The sequence below is a fragment of the Micromonospora sp. WMMD998 genome (assembly GCF_029581235.1).
Classification (GTDB): domain Bacteria; phylum Actinomycetota; class Actinomycetes; order Mycobacteriales; family Micromonosporaceae; genus Micromonospora.
Genome location: NZ_CP120740.1, coordinates 391656 through 406868, shown reverse-complemented (window position 1 = coordinate 406868; position 15213 = coordinate 391656). Strand labels below are relative to the sequence as shown.

Annotated in this window: 16 protein-coding genes; 10 read left to right on the top strand and 6 right to left on the bottom strand. The window is 74.2% G+C overall.

Features of this window, described 5'->3' with window-relative positions; translation table 11 throughout:
- Positions 1-4 precede the first annotated feature (4 nt).
- The 3 genes from O7619_RS01960 to O7619_RS01950 are packed head-to-tail and all read right to left on the bottom strand — an operon-like array spanning position 5 to position 2802.
- A complete protein-coding gene (locus O7619_RS01960; RefSeq protein WP_282285303.1) occupies positions 5-1156 on the bottom strand; it encodes an ArsA-related P-loop ATPase in 1152 nt (383 codons plus the stop codon).
- Positions 1157-1210: 54 nt separating this feature from the next.
- A complete protein-coding gene (locus O7619_RS01955) occupies positions 1211-2185 on the bottom strand; it encodes an ArsA-related P-loop ATPase (protein ID WP_282285302.1) in 975 nt (324 codons plus the stop codon).
- Between the two features lie 26 nt (positions 2186-2211).
- A complete protein-coding gene (locus O7619_RS01950) occupies positions 2212-2802 on the bottom strand; it encodes a hypothetical protein (protein ID WP_282285300.1) in 591 nt (196 codons plus the stop codon).
- 334 nt (positions 2803-3136) lie between these two features.
- On the opposite strand from O7619_RS01950, the gene O7619_RS01945 reads away from it, so the two are divergent.
- The 7 genes from O7619_RS01945 (at position 3137) to O7619_RS01915 (ending at position 10809) form a co-directional block, all read left to right on the top strand.
- The gene (locus O7619_RS01945; protein ID WP_282288641.1) at positions 3137-3583 is read left to right on the top strand and encodes a hypothetical protein; all 447 of its coding nucleotides are present in this window, start codon (positions 3137-3139) and stop codon (positions 3581-3583) included.
- Positions 3584-3645: 62 nt separating this feature from the next.
- Positions 3646-3801 (top strand): DUF4177 domain-containing protein, encoded by a 156-nt coding sequence (locus O7619_RS01940; RefSeq protein WP_013289021.1) that lies wholly within the window; start codon positions 3646-3648, stop codon positions 3799-3801.
- 4 nt (positions 3802-3805) lie between these two features.
- Complete coding sequence (locus O7619_RS01935; protein WP_282285299.1) at positions 3806-4267, top strand: RidA family protein; 462 nt, start codon at positions 3806-3808, stop codon at positions 4265-4267.
- Positions 4268-4376: 109 nt separating this feature from the next.
- On the top strand, positions 4377-5171 hold the full coding sequence (locus tag O7619_RS01930; protein WP_282285298.1) for an MBL fold metallo-hydrolase: 795 nt from the start codon (positions 4377-4379) through the stop codon (positions 5169-5171).
- Positions 5168-8746 carry an adenylate/guanylate cyclase domain-containing protein gene (locus tag O7619_RS01925; RefSeq protein ID WP_282285297.1) on the top strand — a complete coding sequence of 1193 codons (3579 nt, stop codon included), beginning with the start codon at positions 5168-5170 and terminating at the stop codon, positions 8744-8746. The genes O7619_RS01930 and O7619_RS01925 overlap by 4 nt, the downstream gene beginning before the upstream one ends.
- Before the next feature lie 101 nt (positions 8747-8847).
- Positions 8848-9306, top strand: a complete 459-nt coding sequence (locus O7619_RS01920; RefSeq protein WP_282285296.1) for a hypothetical protein — start codon at positions 8848-8850, stop codon at positions 9304-9306.
- A gap of 30 nt (positions 9307-9336) precedes the next feature.
- Complete coding sequence (locus O7619_RS01915; RefSeq protein WP_282285295.1) at positions 9337-10809, top strand: serine/threonine-protein kinase; 1473 nt, start codon at positions 9337-9339, stop codon at positions 10807-10809.
- Here the strand turns inward: O7619_RS01915 and O7619_RS01910 are convergent.
- Positions 10796-11200 carry a hypothetical protein gene (locus O7619_RS01910; RefSeq protein ID WP_282285294.1) on the bottom strand — a complete coding sequence of 135 codons (405 nt, stop codon included), beginning with the start codon at positions 11198-11200 and terminating at the stop codon, positions 10796-10798. The genes O7619_RS01915 and O7619_RS01910 overlap by 14 nt on opposite strands.
- Positions 11201-11371: 171 nt before the next feature.
- Between O7619_RS01910 and O7619_RS01905 the strand changes: the two genes are divergently transcribed.
- The 3 genes from O7619_RS01905 to O7619_RS01895 all read left to right on the top strand — a co-directional run bounded on the left by O7619_RS01905 (position 11372) and on the right by O7619_RS01895 (position 14702).
- A complete protein-coding gene (locus O7619_RS01905) occupies positions 11372-12604 on the top strand; it encodes a GH25 family lysozyme (protein WP_282285293.1) in 1233 nt (410 codons plus the stop codon).
- Between the two features lie 131 nt (positions 12605-12735).
- Positions 12736-13680, top strand: coding sequence for a transporter substrate-binding domain-containing protein (locus tag O7619_RS01900; protein ID WP_282285292.1), 945 nt, complete (start codon positions 12736-12738; stop codon positions 13678-13680).
- Complete coding sequence (locus tag O7619_RS01895; protein WP_282285291.1) at positions 13677-14702, top strand: hypothetical protein; 1026 nt, start codon at positions 13677-13679, stop codon at positions 14700-14702. The genes O7619_RS01900 and O7619_RS01895 overlap by 4 nt, the downstream gene beginning before the upstream one ends.
- Here the strand turns inward: O7619_RS01895 and O7619_RS01890 are convergent.
- Both O7619_RS01890 and O7619_RS01885 read right to left on the bottom strand, forming a co-directional pair.
- Positions 14628-14984, bottom strand: coding sequence for a hypothetical protein (locus O7619_RS01890; RefSeq protein ID WP_282288639.1), 357 nt, complete (start codon positions 14982-14984; stop codon positions 14628-14630). The two genes, O7619_RS01895 and O7619_RS01890, sit on opposite strands and share 75 nt — an antisense overlap.
- Positions 14978-15148, bottom strand: a complete 171-nt coding sequence (locus O7619_RS01885) for a hypothetical protein (RefSeq protein ID WP_282285290.1) — start codon at positions 15146-15148, stop codon at positions 14978-14980. Before O7619_RS01885 ends, O7619_RS01890 begins: the two co-directional genes overlap by 7 nt.
- Positions 15149-15213: the final 65 nt, after the last annotated feature.

Here is a 15213-nt window from a genome sequence, read left to right as displayed (position 1 = left end):
CCGTTCACCGCCGGCTGATCGCCTCGCCGATCGTCCGCAGCCCGTCGACGTCGTGCACGTCGGCGGGCTGCGCCGGCACCGACACCGCAGGCACCGCCGGGAACGCCTCGGTGAACCGGGCCGCCACCCGCTGCTCGCGTACCGCCTGCTGGGCCAGCGCGGCGTGCGCGCGCAGCACCTCCGCGGCGCCCTCGTGCCCGCCGGAGGCCGCCAGCCGCTCCGCGGCGGCCAGGCTCCGCTCCGCGGACAGCCCCGCCGCCGCGGGCCGGTGCACCCGGTTGAGCACCAGCCCGGCCAGCGGCATCCGCTCGTCGCGTAGCCGGCCGGCGAAGTAGGCGGCCTCCCGGACCGCGTCCGGCTCCGGCGCCGCGACAAGCAGGAACGCGGTCTCCCCGGCCTGGAGGATCCGGTACGTCTGCTCGGCCCGTTGGCGGAACCCGCCGAACATCGAGTCGAGCGCGGCGACGAAGCCGGACAGGTCGGTGAGCAACTGCGCGCCGAGCACCTTCTGCACCACCTTCGAGAACATCCCGAAGCTCGCCGTGACCAGGCTGAACATGCTCCGCCCGCCACTGCGCGCCGGAGCCAGCAGCAGCCGTAGCATCCGGCCGTCGAGGAACCGGGACAGCCGGGCCGGCGCGTCGAGGAAGTCGAGCGCGGAGCGCGACGGCGGGGTGTCCACCACGATCAGGTCCCAGTCGCCGCGGGCGTGCAACTGGCCCAGCTTCTCCATCGCCATGTATTCCTGCGTGCCGGCGAAGGTGGAACTCATCGCCTGGTAGAAGGGGTTGGCGAAGATCTCCGCCGCCTTCGCCGGGTCGGTGTGCTGGAGCACCACGTCGTCGAACGTGCGCTTCATGTCGAGCATCATGGCGTGCAGCTCACCGCCACTGTCCTCGACGTCGATGCCCTTGACCTGGCGGGGCGTGTTGTCCAGCTCGGTCAGGCCGAGCGACTGCGCGAGCCGGCGGGCCGGGTCGATGGTGAGCACCACGGTCCGCCGGCCGTGCCGTTCGGCCGCCCGCAGCGCCAGCGCCGCGGCGGTGGTCGTCTTGCCCACACCGCCCGCCCCGCAACAGACCACGATCCGCACGCCCGGGTCGGCGAGGATCTGGTCGACGTCCAGCGGAGGCGCCGCGTCTTCGGAAGGCACCAATCGAGCGTATCGGTCCCGAGGGGCTCTCTGCTCCGTGCCGGCCGCAGGTGTGAGTCAATCCGCCCGGACGAGCGCCTCGGCGAGCGTCTCCAGCCCCGCCCGGTCGACCCCGTCGGGCAGCAGCGGCAGCTCGGTCAGGGGCAGCCCCAACTCCACCAGATCGCCCCGCAGCGAGTCCTCCAGGTCACGGCGTACCCGCTGGTCGCGGGCCTCCTCGGCGAGGCCCGCCACGGTCCGCGCGTCGGTGGGCAGGCCGGCGGCGGCCAACCCCCGCTTCAGCTCCGCCGCGCTGACCGCGCGACCGGCCGGGACCGGCGGGCGGACCGCGTTGACGATCACCCGGCCGACCGGGAAGCCCAACTGGGTCAGGTCGGCCACCGCGTCGAGCGTCTCCTGGACCGGCATCTCCTCCAGCAGCGTCACCACGTGCACCGAGGTCATCGGCGAGCGGAGCAGCGCGGAGACGCCCTCGCTCTGGGTCTTGATCGGGCCGACCTTGGCGAGCCGGGCGGTCTCCGCGGTGACGTTGAGGAAGCGGCCGATCCGCCCGGTCGGCGGCGCGTCCAGCACCACCGCGTCGTACGCCCGGCGCGACCCGCTGGTGCGGGTGGTGGCCTCCTTGACCTTGCCGGTGAGCAGCACGTCCCGCAGGCCCGGGGCGATCGTGGTGGCGAAGTCGATCGCACCGAGCTTGCGCAACGCCCGGCCGGCCGCGCCGAGCTTGTAGAACATGTCCAGGTATTCGAGGAGGGCCTCCTCGGCGTCGACCGCCAGGGCCCGCACCTCACCGCCGCCGGAGGCGTCGGTGAGGTGCCGTTCCTCGTAGGGCAGCGGGTCGGTGTCGAAGAGCTGGGCGATGCCCTGCCGCCCCTCCACCTCGACGAGCAGGGTGCGCCGGCCCCCGCCGGCCAGCCCGAGGGCCAGCGCGGCGGCGACGCTTGTCTTTCCCGTGCCGCCCTTGCCGGTCACCACGTGCAGGCGGCCCGGCCATCTGCCGGCGGACTCGGCCGACTGCTCACTCGCTGCCACCCGTCGAGCCTAACCAGCCGGCGGGATCAGGCGACCTCGCAGACCCACCAACCCGTCTTCCGCACCACGGTGAAGCGCAACTCCTGGTCGGCGACCTTCTCGTCGGCGGTGGTCATGGTGACCCGGGTGGAGACCGTGGCGCGGTCCCCGGTCTGGTTGTCCACGGTCGGGTTGGTCCAGCGGAAGCGCGGGTTCTGGTACTGCCCGGCGTACTTCTGCACCTCGGCGACCTTGGCGGCGATCCGGTCGTCGTCGCGGGCCGCGGAGCAGACGAACGTGGCCGCTTTCTCGGCGTCCTGTTCCTGGTAGACGGCCTTGAGGAAGCCGTCCACCGCGACCTGCGGCTCCTCCGCGCCCCGGCCGCCCTCGCTGTTGCGGAGGGCGAGGAACGCGGCCGTGCCGCCGCCGCCGCAGAGCAGGACCGCCGCGACCAGCACGATCGAGACGATCAGCAGGGACCGGCGCTTACGCGGGCCACCCCCCGGCGGGTACGGCGGTGGTGTGGCTGCGTGCGCCGGCTGGCCGGGACCGGCCGGCGGCGTGGCTCCGGCGGACACCGGTTGCGGGATCGGGTCGCCGGGCATGCCGGTGGCACCACCGGCGGGCGGTTGGGTCATCGGACTCCCCCGGGTTGCGGCGCGCCCGTCGCCGCCCCAGGCGACGGGCACGGGTCGAGGTGGTGGGCGAGCGACCGCGACCGCCCAGTCCGGAAGGGTAGCGGTCGGCGGGCCGCTTGCCAGCCCCGCCCGCGTGGCGGACCGGATGGGAAACCGCCGTCGCGTTCCGGACCAGCCTTGTGTCGCATATGTGACTTAATGTGATCAGATGTGCGCGCCCCGTTGTCGAAGCGGGCGGGTGCGCCCTACGTTCGTCGCGAAGCGGTGACCGGACCGGGGGAGGCCGAGCCGCATGGTGGTGTTGATGAGCAGGTATGACGCCCGGAGGCAGCGCATGCGCGACGCGGAGAACGTTCCCCGAGCCCAGTTTCCCCCCGGTGACCGGGCCGCGCGGCCCGGCGACGCCGACGGCCCGGGCGCGGGCACACCGTTCAACGAGCGCTCGTACCGTCCCGCGGCGGAGGTGGTCCGGACGCTGGTCCGGCCGGCCGTCCGAGGCCGGGACGAGGAGGAGCCCGGCTACGTCATCCACCTGCCGGTGCGGGTCCCCGACCTGGCGTCGGCCACCTCGCTCGCCGGCATCGTGGCCACCTCGCTGGGCTTCCTCGCCGAGTTGGACGCCGGCGAGACCACCGTCTCCACGGCGGACGACCAGAACAACAGGCACCGCGTCTTCTGTGACCTGCTGCTGACCGACCGCAGCCGCTGCCCGCAGCGCTACGAGCACGAGGGGCCCTGCGGCGAGCCGCCCGCGCCGGAGCAGCGTCCCGCGACTGGCTGAGGCCGCCGGACCGTAGGCTGTGCCTGACCGAAGTCCACGTCAGGCAAGGGAGCCTTCCGCCGATGCAGAAGTGGGAATACGCCACGGTCCCGCTGCTGGTCCACGCGACCAAGCAGATCCTCGACAACTGGGGTGAGGACGGCTGGGAGCTGGTCTCCGTGGTGCCCGGCCCGAACCCGGAGCAGCTCGTCGCGTACCTGAAGCGCCCGAAGGGCTGACCAGATGAGCAACGGACCCCACGCGAAGCTCGCCGAGCTCGGTCTCGAACTGCCCGAGGTCGTGCCGCCGGTGGCCAGCTACGTGCCGGCCGTCCAGTCCGGGCAGCACGTCTACGTCTCCGGTCAGCTCCCGATGGCCGAGGGCAAGTTGCTCGCCACCGGCAAGGTCGGCAACGGCGTCTCCGCCGAGCAGGCCAAGGACCTGGCGCAGCGGTGCGCGCTCAACGCGCTCGCCGCGGTCGACGCGCTGGTCGGGCTGGAGAACGTGGTCAAGGTCGTGAAGCTGACCGGCTTCGTGGCCAGCGCGTCCGGTTTCACCGGCCAGCCCGGAGTGATCAACGGCGCGTCCGACCTGCTCGGCGCGGTCTTCGGCGAGGCCGGCCGGCACGCCCGTAGTGCCGTCGGCGTGGCCGAGCTGCCGCTCGACGCCCCCGTCGAGGTGGAACTCATCGTCGAGGTCGGATAACGCGATCCTGTGGGTCCGCCCCCGGGCACAAGCCTCGAACGAGGACAAACCCGGGGGCCGGACCTGCAAGATCGCGGAGTGTGGCCGGCGGGGTCGTACGATCGCTGCCATGGGTGGGCGTGTGACGGGGGCCGCGGGAGCGCTGGCGGACGGGTTGCCGGCATGGGTGACGTTGCTCCGCGCGCCCAACCCCGGGCCGATGACGCTCGACGGGACGAACACCTGGGTGCTGCGGCCCACCCCCGACGCGCCGGCCGTGGTGGTCGATCCCGGTCCGGCCGACGAGGGGCACCTGGCCGCGATCGCGGCGCACGGGCCGGTCGGGCTCGTGCTGATCACACACGGGCACCCGGACCACACCGAGGGCGCGCCCCGGTGCAGCGAGCTGCTCGGCGGCGTGCCGGTGCTCGCCGCCGATCCAGCGCACACCATCGGTGGCACGCCGCTGACCGCCGCCACCCTGCCCGACCCGGGTCTCGGCATCCGGCTGCTGCCCACCCCCGGGCACACCGCCGACTCGGTCTGCCTCCTGGTCGAGCACGACGACCAGCCGGCGGTGCTGACCGGCGACACCATCCTCGGCCGGGGCACCACCGTGGTCGCCCACCCGGACGGGCACCTCGGTGACTACCTGTCGAGCCTGGAACTGCTCTCGGCGTACCGGGGGATTCCGGCGCTGCCGGGGCACGGCCCGGCGCTCGCCGACTGCGGCGCGGCGGCCGAGTCCTACCTGGCCCACCGGCGGGCCCGGCTCGACCAGGTGCGCGCCGCCGTGGCCGCCGGCGCGACCACCGCCGCCGAGGTGGTCGCCGTGGTCTACGCCGACGTGGACCGGTCGCTGTGGTGGGCCGCCGAATGGTCGGTCCGCGCCCAGCTCGAACACCTCGGGGTGGAACAGCCGTGACCTGCCCGGTGTGCGGGACCGTCGCCGTGCCCGGCGCGAAGTTCTGCCACAACTGCGGCGCGGCGCTGCCGGCCGCCGCCACGCTGCCGGCCGCCGAGCGTCGGGTGGTCACCGTGCTCTTCGGTGACCTCTCCGAGTTCACCTCCTGGTCGGAGGACCTCGACCCGGAGCGGGTCGGGGCGGTCACCGACCGGGTGCTGGCCGCCCTGGCCGGCGCGGTCAAGACGTTCGGTGGGCACGTCGACAAGCTCACCGGCGACGGGATCATGGCGGTCTTCGGCGCGCCTGTCGCGCACGAGGACGACGCCGAGCGGGCGGTGCGGGCGGCGTTGTCCATGCAGCGGGCCGTCCGCCGGGTGCTCGACGACGAGCGGGGCGGCGGCGCGCCGCTGGGCCTGCGGGTCGGGCTCAACACCGGGGACGTCATCGCCGGCATCCAGGCCGCGATCGAGTACACGGTCATCGGCGACACGGTGAACACCGCCGCGCGGCTCGCCGACGCCGCCGCCGTCGGCGCGATCTACGCCGGCGCGCGCACCTCCGCCGCGACCCGGCACGTCGCCTCCTGGCGGGCGCTGCGCCCGCTGCGGCTCAAGGGCAAGCGCGAGCCGGTCGAGGCGTACGAGCTGCTGGGCCTGCTGGACGCCCCGGGCACCCGGTCCGGTCTCGGCGACGAGGCGCCCTACGTGGGCCGGGAGACCGAGATCGGCCGGGTCGCCGGCCGGCTCGCCGAGGTGATCGACCGGGGCGAGCCGCGGGTGCTGCTGATGACCGCCGAGGCGGGCATCGGCAAGTCCCGGTTCGCCGCCGAGGTGGAGCGCCTCGCCGCCGGCTACGACGTCGGCGCCGGCCGCTACGCGGCGCACACCGGCGCCCGGGTGCTCTCGGTCCGCTGCGCCGCGTTCGGTGAGCGACGCCGGCTGGCGCCCCTGGCCGACCTGGTCCGCGCCGCGGTCGGCCTGCCCGGCGACCCGGCGACCGCGGTCACCCGGGCGGCCGTCGAGGAACGGCTGCGCCGGCTCGGCCAGCGTCTCGCCCGGCTCCCCGGCGACCCGCCGCAGATCGCCGTGGACCAGCTTCTGGCCCTGCTCGGGTACGCCGAACTGCCGCCCGCCGCGGACAGCGTCGAGTGGAACGCCGCCGCCCCGCCCGCGGACGCCGAGGCGGTGCCGAACGCGGTCGCCGACCTGCTCAACGCGCTCGCCGGCGAGGCGCCCATGGTGATCGTGGTGGACGACCTGCACGACGCCACCGCCGAGACGGTCAAGGCGCTCGCGCTTGCCCTCAACCGGCTGGCCGGGCCGGTGCTGGTGCTGCTGCTCGGCCGCCCCGAGCTGGTGCGGACCGCAGGCGTGCTGACCCGGCTCGCGGACGCCGAGGTGCACGCGCTGCCGCCGCTGCGCGGCGCGGACGCGGCCCGGCTGCTCACCAGCTATCTGGGCGGCGGCCGGCTGCCGCAGCCCGACGCGGACCGGCTCCTCGCCACCGCCCAGGGCAACCCGTTCTACCTGGCCGAACTGGTCACCCTGCTGATGGAGCGCGGTGCGCTGACCGCGGGCGCGGGGCGCGGCACGGACGTGGCCTGGCACCTGGCCCCCGGCTCGCTCGGCAGCCGGCTGCTCTCCCGGGACCTGGCCGCCGTCCTCGCCGCCCGCATCGACGCGCTGCCGCCGGACGCCCGCTCGGTGCTGCGCGACGCCGCGGTCGTCGGCGACACCGCCGTCGCCGGCGCGCTCGAGGCGCTGCGCGAGGAGCGGGTCGGGCGGGATGGACGGCCCGCCGCGGTGGCCGAGGTCGAGTGGGAACGGGCCGTCGAGGAGCTGCTGCAACGCCGGATGTTGCACCGCACGCGCACCGGCTTCGCGTTCGCCACGCCGCTGATGCGGGAGGCCGCGTACGCCGGGGTGAGCAAGGCCGAGCTGGCCGACCGGCACGCCGCACTGGCCCGCTGGGCCGCGCCGGAGAGCACGGACCCGGCCGGCGCCCCCGCGGGCGGGTTCACCGAGGCCGCCCGGGACGACTTCGTCGCCGCGCACGTCGAGCGGGCGAACGCGCTCGCCGATGCGGTCAAGCTCCGCCCGGACGCGCCGGCCCGGGCGGTCGCCGGCCTCGGCGTGGCCGCGCTGGGCCGGGCCGCCCGCCGGTCACTGCGCGTCGGGGAGCCGGCGCTCGCCGTCGAGTACGCCGAGCGCGCGGCCGAGCTGGCCCGGGGCGGACTTCCCCCGGCGGACCGGGTGGTGCACGCCCGGGCGCTGCTCCAGATCGGCCGTCCGGCCGACGCGCTCGCCTCGGCCGAGAAGATCGCCGCGAACGCCGGCGAAGCGGCCACCCGGGCCGCCGCGCTGCTGCTGGCCGGTCAGGCGCAGCAGACCCTGGGCGACGCCGAGCGGGCCGACCGCAGCTACACAGAGGCGTTGCAGGTGGCCACCGACGCCGGCCTGCCGACCCTGCGGGCCTCGGCGATGCGCCGGCTCGGCATGGCCGACTTCGTCGCCGGCCGGCTGGGGCAGGCGAGCAGCCGGCTGGCCGCCTCCTACCAGGTCAGCCTCGCCGCGAAGGACCCGCGCGGCCAGGCCTGGTCGTTGCAGAACCTGGCCTGGGTGACCACCACCCGGGGCGACTTCGCCGGCACCGACGCGGTGCTCGGCCGGGCCGCCCGGCTCTTCGCCGAGCTGAAGGACCCGTACGGGCGGGCCTGGTTGCGCGGCACCACCGCGTTCGCCCGGCTGCTCGCCGGTCGGCTGCGGGAGGCGTGCCGCCTGGCGAACGTGTTCCTGCCGTTCGGGGAGCGGGTCGGCGAGGCGTGGGCGGTGGGCACGCTGCGGGCGGTCGAGGCGTACGCCACCGCCGAGCTGGGCGACCTGGCCGAGGCGGACCGCGCGGCGCGGCGCGCGTACCGGGAGTTCGCGGCGGTGGGGGACGACTGGGGGCAGGGCTTCGCGCTCGTGGTGCGCGGCGTGGTGGCGCGTGGGCTGGGCGAGCCGGAGCACGCCGCCGACCTGTTCGGCGAGGCGCTCGGGTACGCCGACCGCACCACCCACCCGCTGCTCACCGGGATGGCCGGCACGCTGCGCGGCTTCGTCGCGCTGGACATGGGTGACTGCGAGACCGCCGAACGGGAGGCCCGGTCGGTGCTGTCCAGTGTGGAGCCGCACAACCCGCAGGCGCCGGCCCAGGTCGCGCCGCGGGTGCTGCTCGCCATGGCCCGGGTCGCGGCCGGTGACCCGGGTACCGCGGTGGGTCTGCTCGCCCCGGTGGCCACCGGGGCGGCCAACGCGCCGTCGTTGCTGTTCTCCCGCCGGCAGACGATGGCCCGGTACGCGAGCGCGTTGCTCGCGTACGGCCAGCGGGAGCAGGCGCTGGACTGGGCGCGGCGGGCGGTCGCCGCCCCGGCCGAGGACGTGCGCAGTCAGGTGGTGGCGCGGATGGTGCTGGCCGAGGCGCTGGCGGCGGACGGGCGTCAGGTGGAGGCGAGGGGCAGCGCCGAGGAGGCGGTGCGCCTGGCGTACGCCACCGAGCAGCGCAGCGAGCGGGCCGCCGCCGACGCGCTGCGGGCCCGCCTCGCCGCCGGCTGACGACAACAGCGGTTCTGCCGGTTCCGGGGATGTGCATGTCGGTGCGGCCGGTTAGCGTGGGGCAGCGGTGCGCGCGGGCGATCGCCGCTGGGGGAGGGACGATGAGGCTGCCGCGCTCCGGCGCCGGCTGGACGATCGCGGTGTTCGGGCTCCTCGCGTTGCTTCTCGGCGCGCTGGGTCTGATCTGGCCGGAGACGCAGTTGCGCCTGCTCGGCTTCGAGGTGCCGGCCGAACGCGGCCCGGGCGACTACACCGGGACGTTCCTCACCGCGTCCTCGATGGCCTCGTTCAACATGGGCGTCTACTACCTGCTCGCAGTCGCCACCGAGTGGCGGCCGTTCTACCGCTTCACGGTCTGGTTCCGGCTTGTCACGTTCACCGTGTTCACCATCGCGGTGCTCTCCGACGTGGCGCCGGGGCGGTTCTTCGGGGTGGCCGCGTGGGAGGGGCTGGGCGCGCTCGCGACCGCCGCCGGCCTGTGGTGGGACGCCCGTCGACCGGTGCGACCGACCGGGTCCGCCGGGTCCGTCCCGGCGCCGGCGTCCGACGCGGCGCGCTGACCGACCGGGACCGTTGGGTATTTTCGAGCCGTGACCGAGACCCCGCCCGGCGCCCTGCGGCTGCCCATCGTGCCCGGCCTGACCGGTCTGGAGGTGTTTGCCCGCGGTGGTTACGCCACCGTCTACCGGGCCACCCAGATCTCGGTCGGCCGTGAGGTCGCCGTCAAGGTGGAGAACCGCACGCTCGACAGCGAGCGCGACCAGGCCCGCTTTCTGCGGGAGGCCCGCGCGGCCGGCCGGATGTCGTCGCACCCGCACGTGGTCGACCTCTTCGACGTCGGGGTCACCGTCGACCAGCATCCCTATCTGATCATGGAGCTCTGCGACGGCTCGTACGCGGAGCGGATGCGCACCTCGCCGCTGGGCCCACTGGAGACCCGCGACCTCGGCGTGAAGATCGCCGACGCGCTGGCCCACTCGCACGCGGCCGGCGTGCTGCACCGCGACGTCAAGCCGGCAAACATCCTGCACTCCGAGTTCAACTCGGCGGTGCTCGCCGACTTCGGCCTGGCGGTGCTGGCCGAGGTGCGCGACGCCTCGGTCACGCTTGAGGTGCTCACCCCGGCGTACGCGCCGCCGGAGATGTTCAGCCACAGCCCGCCCAGCCCGGCCGTCGACGTCTACGCGCTCTGCGCCACGCTCTACGCCGTGATGCACGGCCGCCCGCCGCGCTGGCAGTCCGAGCGCAACCCGAGCCTGGTGACCGTGCTGGAGATGTTCCAGCAACCGATTCCCGGCCTGCCCGGGGTGCCCGACGAGTTGATCGACGTGCTCCGTCTGGGCATGTCGAACGATCCGGGTGAGCGCCCCTCCGCCGTCGAGCTCCGGGGCATGCTCGCCGCGCTTCCGCTCGACCCGGGCACGCCGGGCGGCGGCGTGCACGGCGGTGGCCCGTACGGCCGTCCCGGCGGGCCGAGCCCGCGACCTCCCGTCGAGGACGACCACCGGACCGTGCCGACCCGGAGCCGGCGCTGGCCGAGGCGCTGGTTCCTCGGCGGGGCCGGCGTGCTCGCGCTCGCCGCCTCGGCCGGCGCGGGCGCCTGGCTGGCCGGCGGGCCACCGCGGCCGGTGTCGACGACACCGGTGACCACAGGCGTGGCCGGGGTGGCTGCGTCGCCCGGGTGCGCGTCCGCCGCCGTCCGACTCCCGGCCGGCGCACGCTGCGCGCCCGAGTTGGAGTGCTACGGCCCGGTGCGGCTGCGCCGCGACCGGGCCGAGGCGAGCCGGGTGCCGTGCGACGGCCAGCACACCTGGGAGACGTACGCCGCCGGTGACCTGCCCGTCGGGCTCGCCGGGGCGGCGTACCGGGCGGTCGCCGCCGACCCGGCCGTCCGCAAGGTGTGCAACGTCGGCACGTTCCGGCTGGTCAGCGGCGTCGAACCCGCGAGTGGGTGGCACCTGGAAGTGCTGCCGCCGCCCGACCCGGAATCCGACCGGACCTATCGCTGCCTGGCCGGGCAGGGCGTGAACGCGCTCGCCGGCCCCACGCTCACCGGTCGCTGAGCCCGTTCCCGGCGCGCTGCTGCTGCCGCACCGACCTCGGGTCGAGCGTCTCCAGCGTGTCCGCGTCGACCGGGTGGGCGGCCGGGGTCCGCAGGTTCCGCACCGCGCGCGGATCGATCGCCTCGAGCGTGTCGGCGTCCACTCCGTACCCGTGTCCGGGGTCGGGGCGCGGCCAGGTCTCGGCCGGTGGGGGCTCGCCCGCGTCGCCGGACTGCCGGACCGTGGTGATCGTCACCCCGGCGATCATGCCGAGCACGACGCAGGTCAGGGCCAGGACGACCGACAGGATGCCTGGTGGTCGCCACACCACAAGGGTCACCAGCGCCGCCACCGTTGCCAGGGACGCGACGACGGCCTTCACCCGCGCATCGGACTTCCGGTACGAACTCACCCGACAAGCATGGCCCAGCGGGTCGACCTGTCAACCGCTGGCCCGAGACGTCTTCCCGATCCTCGACGGAAACTGCCGCCTGTCGGGTGATCGGGCACCCGCCGTACCCCGGGCCCCGACGGCGCTCACGGGGCAACGCGCGACCACTGTGGCGGATTAGAGTCAGGCCCCATGTCACGACGATGGATCTCGACGTTGGCCGCCGCCGGGCTGGTGCTCGGCGCGGCGCTGGGCACCGCCGCGCCCGCCGGTGCGGCCGGCGCCACCCCCGACGGCGACGGCCGGGCGAACGCCGGCGTCAGGCCGGGCGCACGGGTCAGTTCCGTCTCGGCGAAAGCCGCCGTCCCGGCCGGTTACACCATCCAGGGGGTGGACGTGGCCAGCCACGACCACAACCTCGGGCCGATCGACTGGCCGGCGCTGGCCGCACAGGGCTACAAGTTCGCCTACGTCAAGGCGACCGAGGGGGAGACCTACCTCAACCCCTACTTCGCCGAGGACTACGCCGCCGCGAAGGCCGCCGGGCTGCTCGTCGGCGCCTACCACTTCACCCGGCCGGACGGTCGCAACCCGATCGTCGAGGCCAACTTCTTCGCCGACAACGCGCGGTTCGCCAAGGACGCCCAGACGCTCGTGCCGATGATCGATGTGGAGTGGCCGTACTGGGACGGCGCGCCCACCTGCTACGGCCTGACCCCCGCCGAGACGTCGGCCTGGCTCCGCGCGTTCACCGACCAGCTCCAGGCCCGCTTCGGCCGGCCGGTGATGATCTACACGAACGCCAACTACTGGAACCCGTGCACCGGCAACGACGCCTCCTTCGGCAACCACCCGCTCGACATCGCCGGCTACACCGCCACCCGCCCGGCGCTGCCGGCCGGCTGGTCGACGGAGACCATCTGGCAGTACGCGCCGGGTGACGCCAGCAAGCCGGCGAGCTACAGCCAGAACGTGTTCAACGGTGACTACCCCACGCTCACCCAGCTCACCGGCGCGCCGGTGCCCGCCGCGCCGGTGGCGTTCCGCGCCCGGGCGAACAACAAGATCGTCTCGGCGGACAGCGCGGGCAACAAGCCGCTGATCGCCAACCGCGACAGCGTGGGCGCGTGGGAGCAGTTCGACGTGGTCGACGCGGGAGGCGGCCTGGTCGCGCTGCGGGCCCGGGTGAACGGCAAGTACGTGTCGGCGGACAGCGCCGGCAACAAGCCGCTGATCGCCAACCGCGCCGCCGTCGGCGCGTGGGAGACGTTCACCATCGTCGACAACGCGGACGGCACGGTCAGCCTGCGGGCGACGGTGAACGGCGGGTACGTGTCGGCGGACAGCGCGGGCAACAAGCCGCTGATCGCCAACCGCACCACCATCGGCGCGTGGGAGAAGTTCGACCGGCTCCCCGTCGCCTGAGTCCCGACGCCTGCCGCTCCGCCACCCGCGTGCTCCGGTGGCGGAGCGGCCCCGTTTCCGGCGTCCGGACAGTGTGTGCGCCGGCCGATACCCTGAGTGCCCCGTCGCCGTGTCCGTGATCGAGGTGCCCGATGTCCGAGGTGTCTTCCCGTCGCTGGCTCCTCCCCCTCGCCACCACGCTGACCGTGGCGCTGATGCTGACGCTGGCCGCCGCGGCCGGCTGGGACAACCGCCGCGAGCCCGCCCTGCCCTCGGTCCTCGACAAGCTGCACGAGACGCACATCGACGGTCAGGCGAAGATCAAGATCGGGGTGTCGGGAAACGAACCGCTGCTCAGCGAGGTGCGCAACGGCGTGCGCGTCGGCTTCGACATCGAGATCGCCCGCTACATCGCGGGATCGCTCGGCTTCGACACCGACCAGCGCATCGAGTGGATCCCGGTGGCTACCGGGAACCGCGTCCGCGCGCTCCAGAGCGGCACCGTCGACCTGGTGGTGTCCAGCTTCTCGATGACCGAGGAACGCGAGAAACTCGTCCGATTCGCCGGGCCCTACCTCGTGACCCAGCAGGCCGTGCTGGTGCCGAACCGGCTGCGCGACCGCATCCGCACCATCGAGGACCTACGCAGTCCGGACCTGAAGGTCTGCACCAGCGGCGGCTCCACCAGCGAGAAGGAGCTGGAGAAGCGCCAGATCCAGACGAACGTGGCGCAGACGGTGGGCGACTGCGTACGGGGCGTCCTCGCGAAGCGCTACGACGTGGTCAGCTCCGACGAGACCATCCTGGCCGGCTACCTCTCCCGGTATCCGACCGACTTCGAACTCGTCGACATGCCCTTCGGCACCAGCGAGCTGCTCGGCATCGGGGTGCCGATCGGCGACCCGGCGCTGCGCGACCTCGTCGCGTTCTTCCTCCAGAAGAGCTACCTGGAGGGGCGAAACGGGGCCAGCAGCGCCTGGCTGACCGCGTACAACCGCACGCTCGGGCCGTGGCTCCGGAAGGACCTCTACAGCTCCCAGCCGCAGCCGCTCAACGTGCCGGAGCTTGTCGACTTCGACGACAAGGCGCCTCGGTGACCACCACGCCGGCGACCCCGTCGTCCGTCACCCGGCCGCCGAGCGCCGACCCGGCCGAGCGCCGCGCCCGGGCCACCCAGTCCTTCTGGACGGCGGTCGTCGGGGTGCCGGCGGTCTTCTCGGTGCTCCGGCTCGGCGTCGAGGCCGGTGGCGAGTTGCAGACCACGCTGCTGCTGGTGGCAAACGTCGGCACGGTGAACCTGCTGGCTGGTTTCCTCACCACCGCCGCCCCGCTGCTCTCCACCGCGCTGGTCGCGGTCTTCGCGCTCGGCGCGGTGCTGCGGGCCAGTGTGGAGCGGATGCCACCCGGGTTCCACCGCCCGCTCTTCGCCCGCTGGGTCGACAGCACGCCGGCCTGGTTCGCGGTGGCCAGCTTCCTGCTCGCGCTGGTCACCTGGCCCCTGCTCTACCTGCCGCTGCTGCTGCCGGCGTTCGTGGCCGCCTTCCAACTCGACCTGACGCGACTGCCCGAGCCGCGGGTGCCGCGACTGCTGCTGATCACCGCCGGCTTCGCCGGATACCTCTGGCTGGTCGGGCCCACCCTGCTCGACGCCGGCCGGCAGGGGGAGGCGCTCGCCATCGTGCTGCTGCTCGTACCCCCGTTCCTGGCTCTCTTCGTGACCGGCCCGCTGCCGGCGGCGGTGATCCGCCCGCTCGCGTCGATCACCGAGGCGGCGCTCCTGGCCATGCTGGTCTGGGCCGCGCTGCCGGTGATCACCACGCCGGTGCTACCACTCACCGTGACCACGGTCGAGTCGTCGTCCGGCATCATGGAGGACGTCCGCGGCCACGTCGTCACCGTGGACGACGTGAACGTGGTGCTGCTTCAGGAGCACGGCGGGGTGCGTTACGTGCCGATCGGCCAGGTCCGCGCGCAGGTGCTCTGCCCGAGCGAGGACGAGTTGCCCCGGCGTCAGCTCCGGGTGCGCGACTTCCACGTGGAGGACTCACTGCTGGAGGGGCTGGGCCGCCGCGTCCGTCCGGTCCACCGCATCGACGCCGCCTGCCGCACCGTCGACTGACCGCGCGGACGAGGACGATCCTGGTACGCGCACGCTCCTGTGGCGGATCGGTACCAAGATCTGGAGGGAGCGACCCGGGGCAGGGCAGAGCGCCGCCCGGCGGACGAAGATGGAACGGCGGGCGGTGGCATCGCCGCGCTCGTCGACCTGGTAGCCGTCCAACCAGACCCATCCGTCGTAGGTGGTCCAGTCGAGTTCGCGGATCAGCCGGAAGAAGATCGGCCGGACGAACTGCGGACTGGCGGCGCGCGTCACGTGGAGCAGGTCACCGGCCTTCACCAGTGTCCCCGGTTGATCAGGACGCGCTGCTTGACCCGGCAGGGCAGCGGCGAACCGCACGAGCACATCCGCCTGGCCCGGCGCAACGACCACACCGGACGGTGCTTACGCGCCAGCTCCTCGGCCAGCGCGAGCACGTATTCCGCGTAGCTGATGTGCCTGGTCATCCGCCCCTCCTCAGTGAGGGGCGCGGCGGCCGGGCCACGCACGGTCATCCGACCACCACACCCAG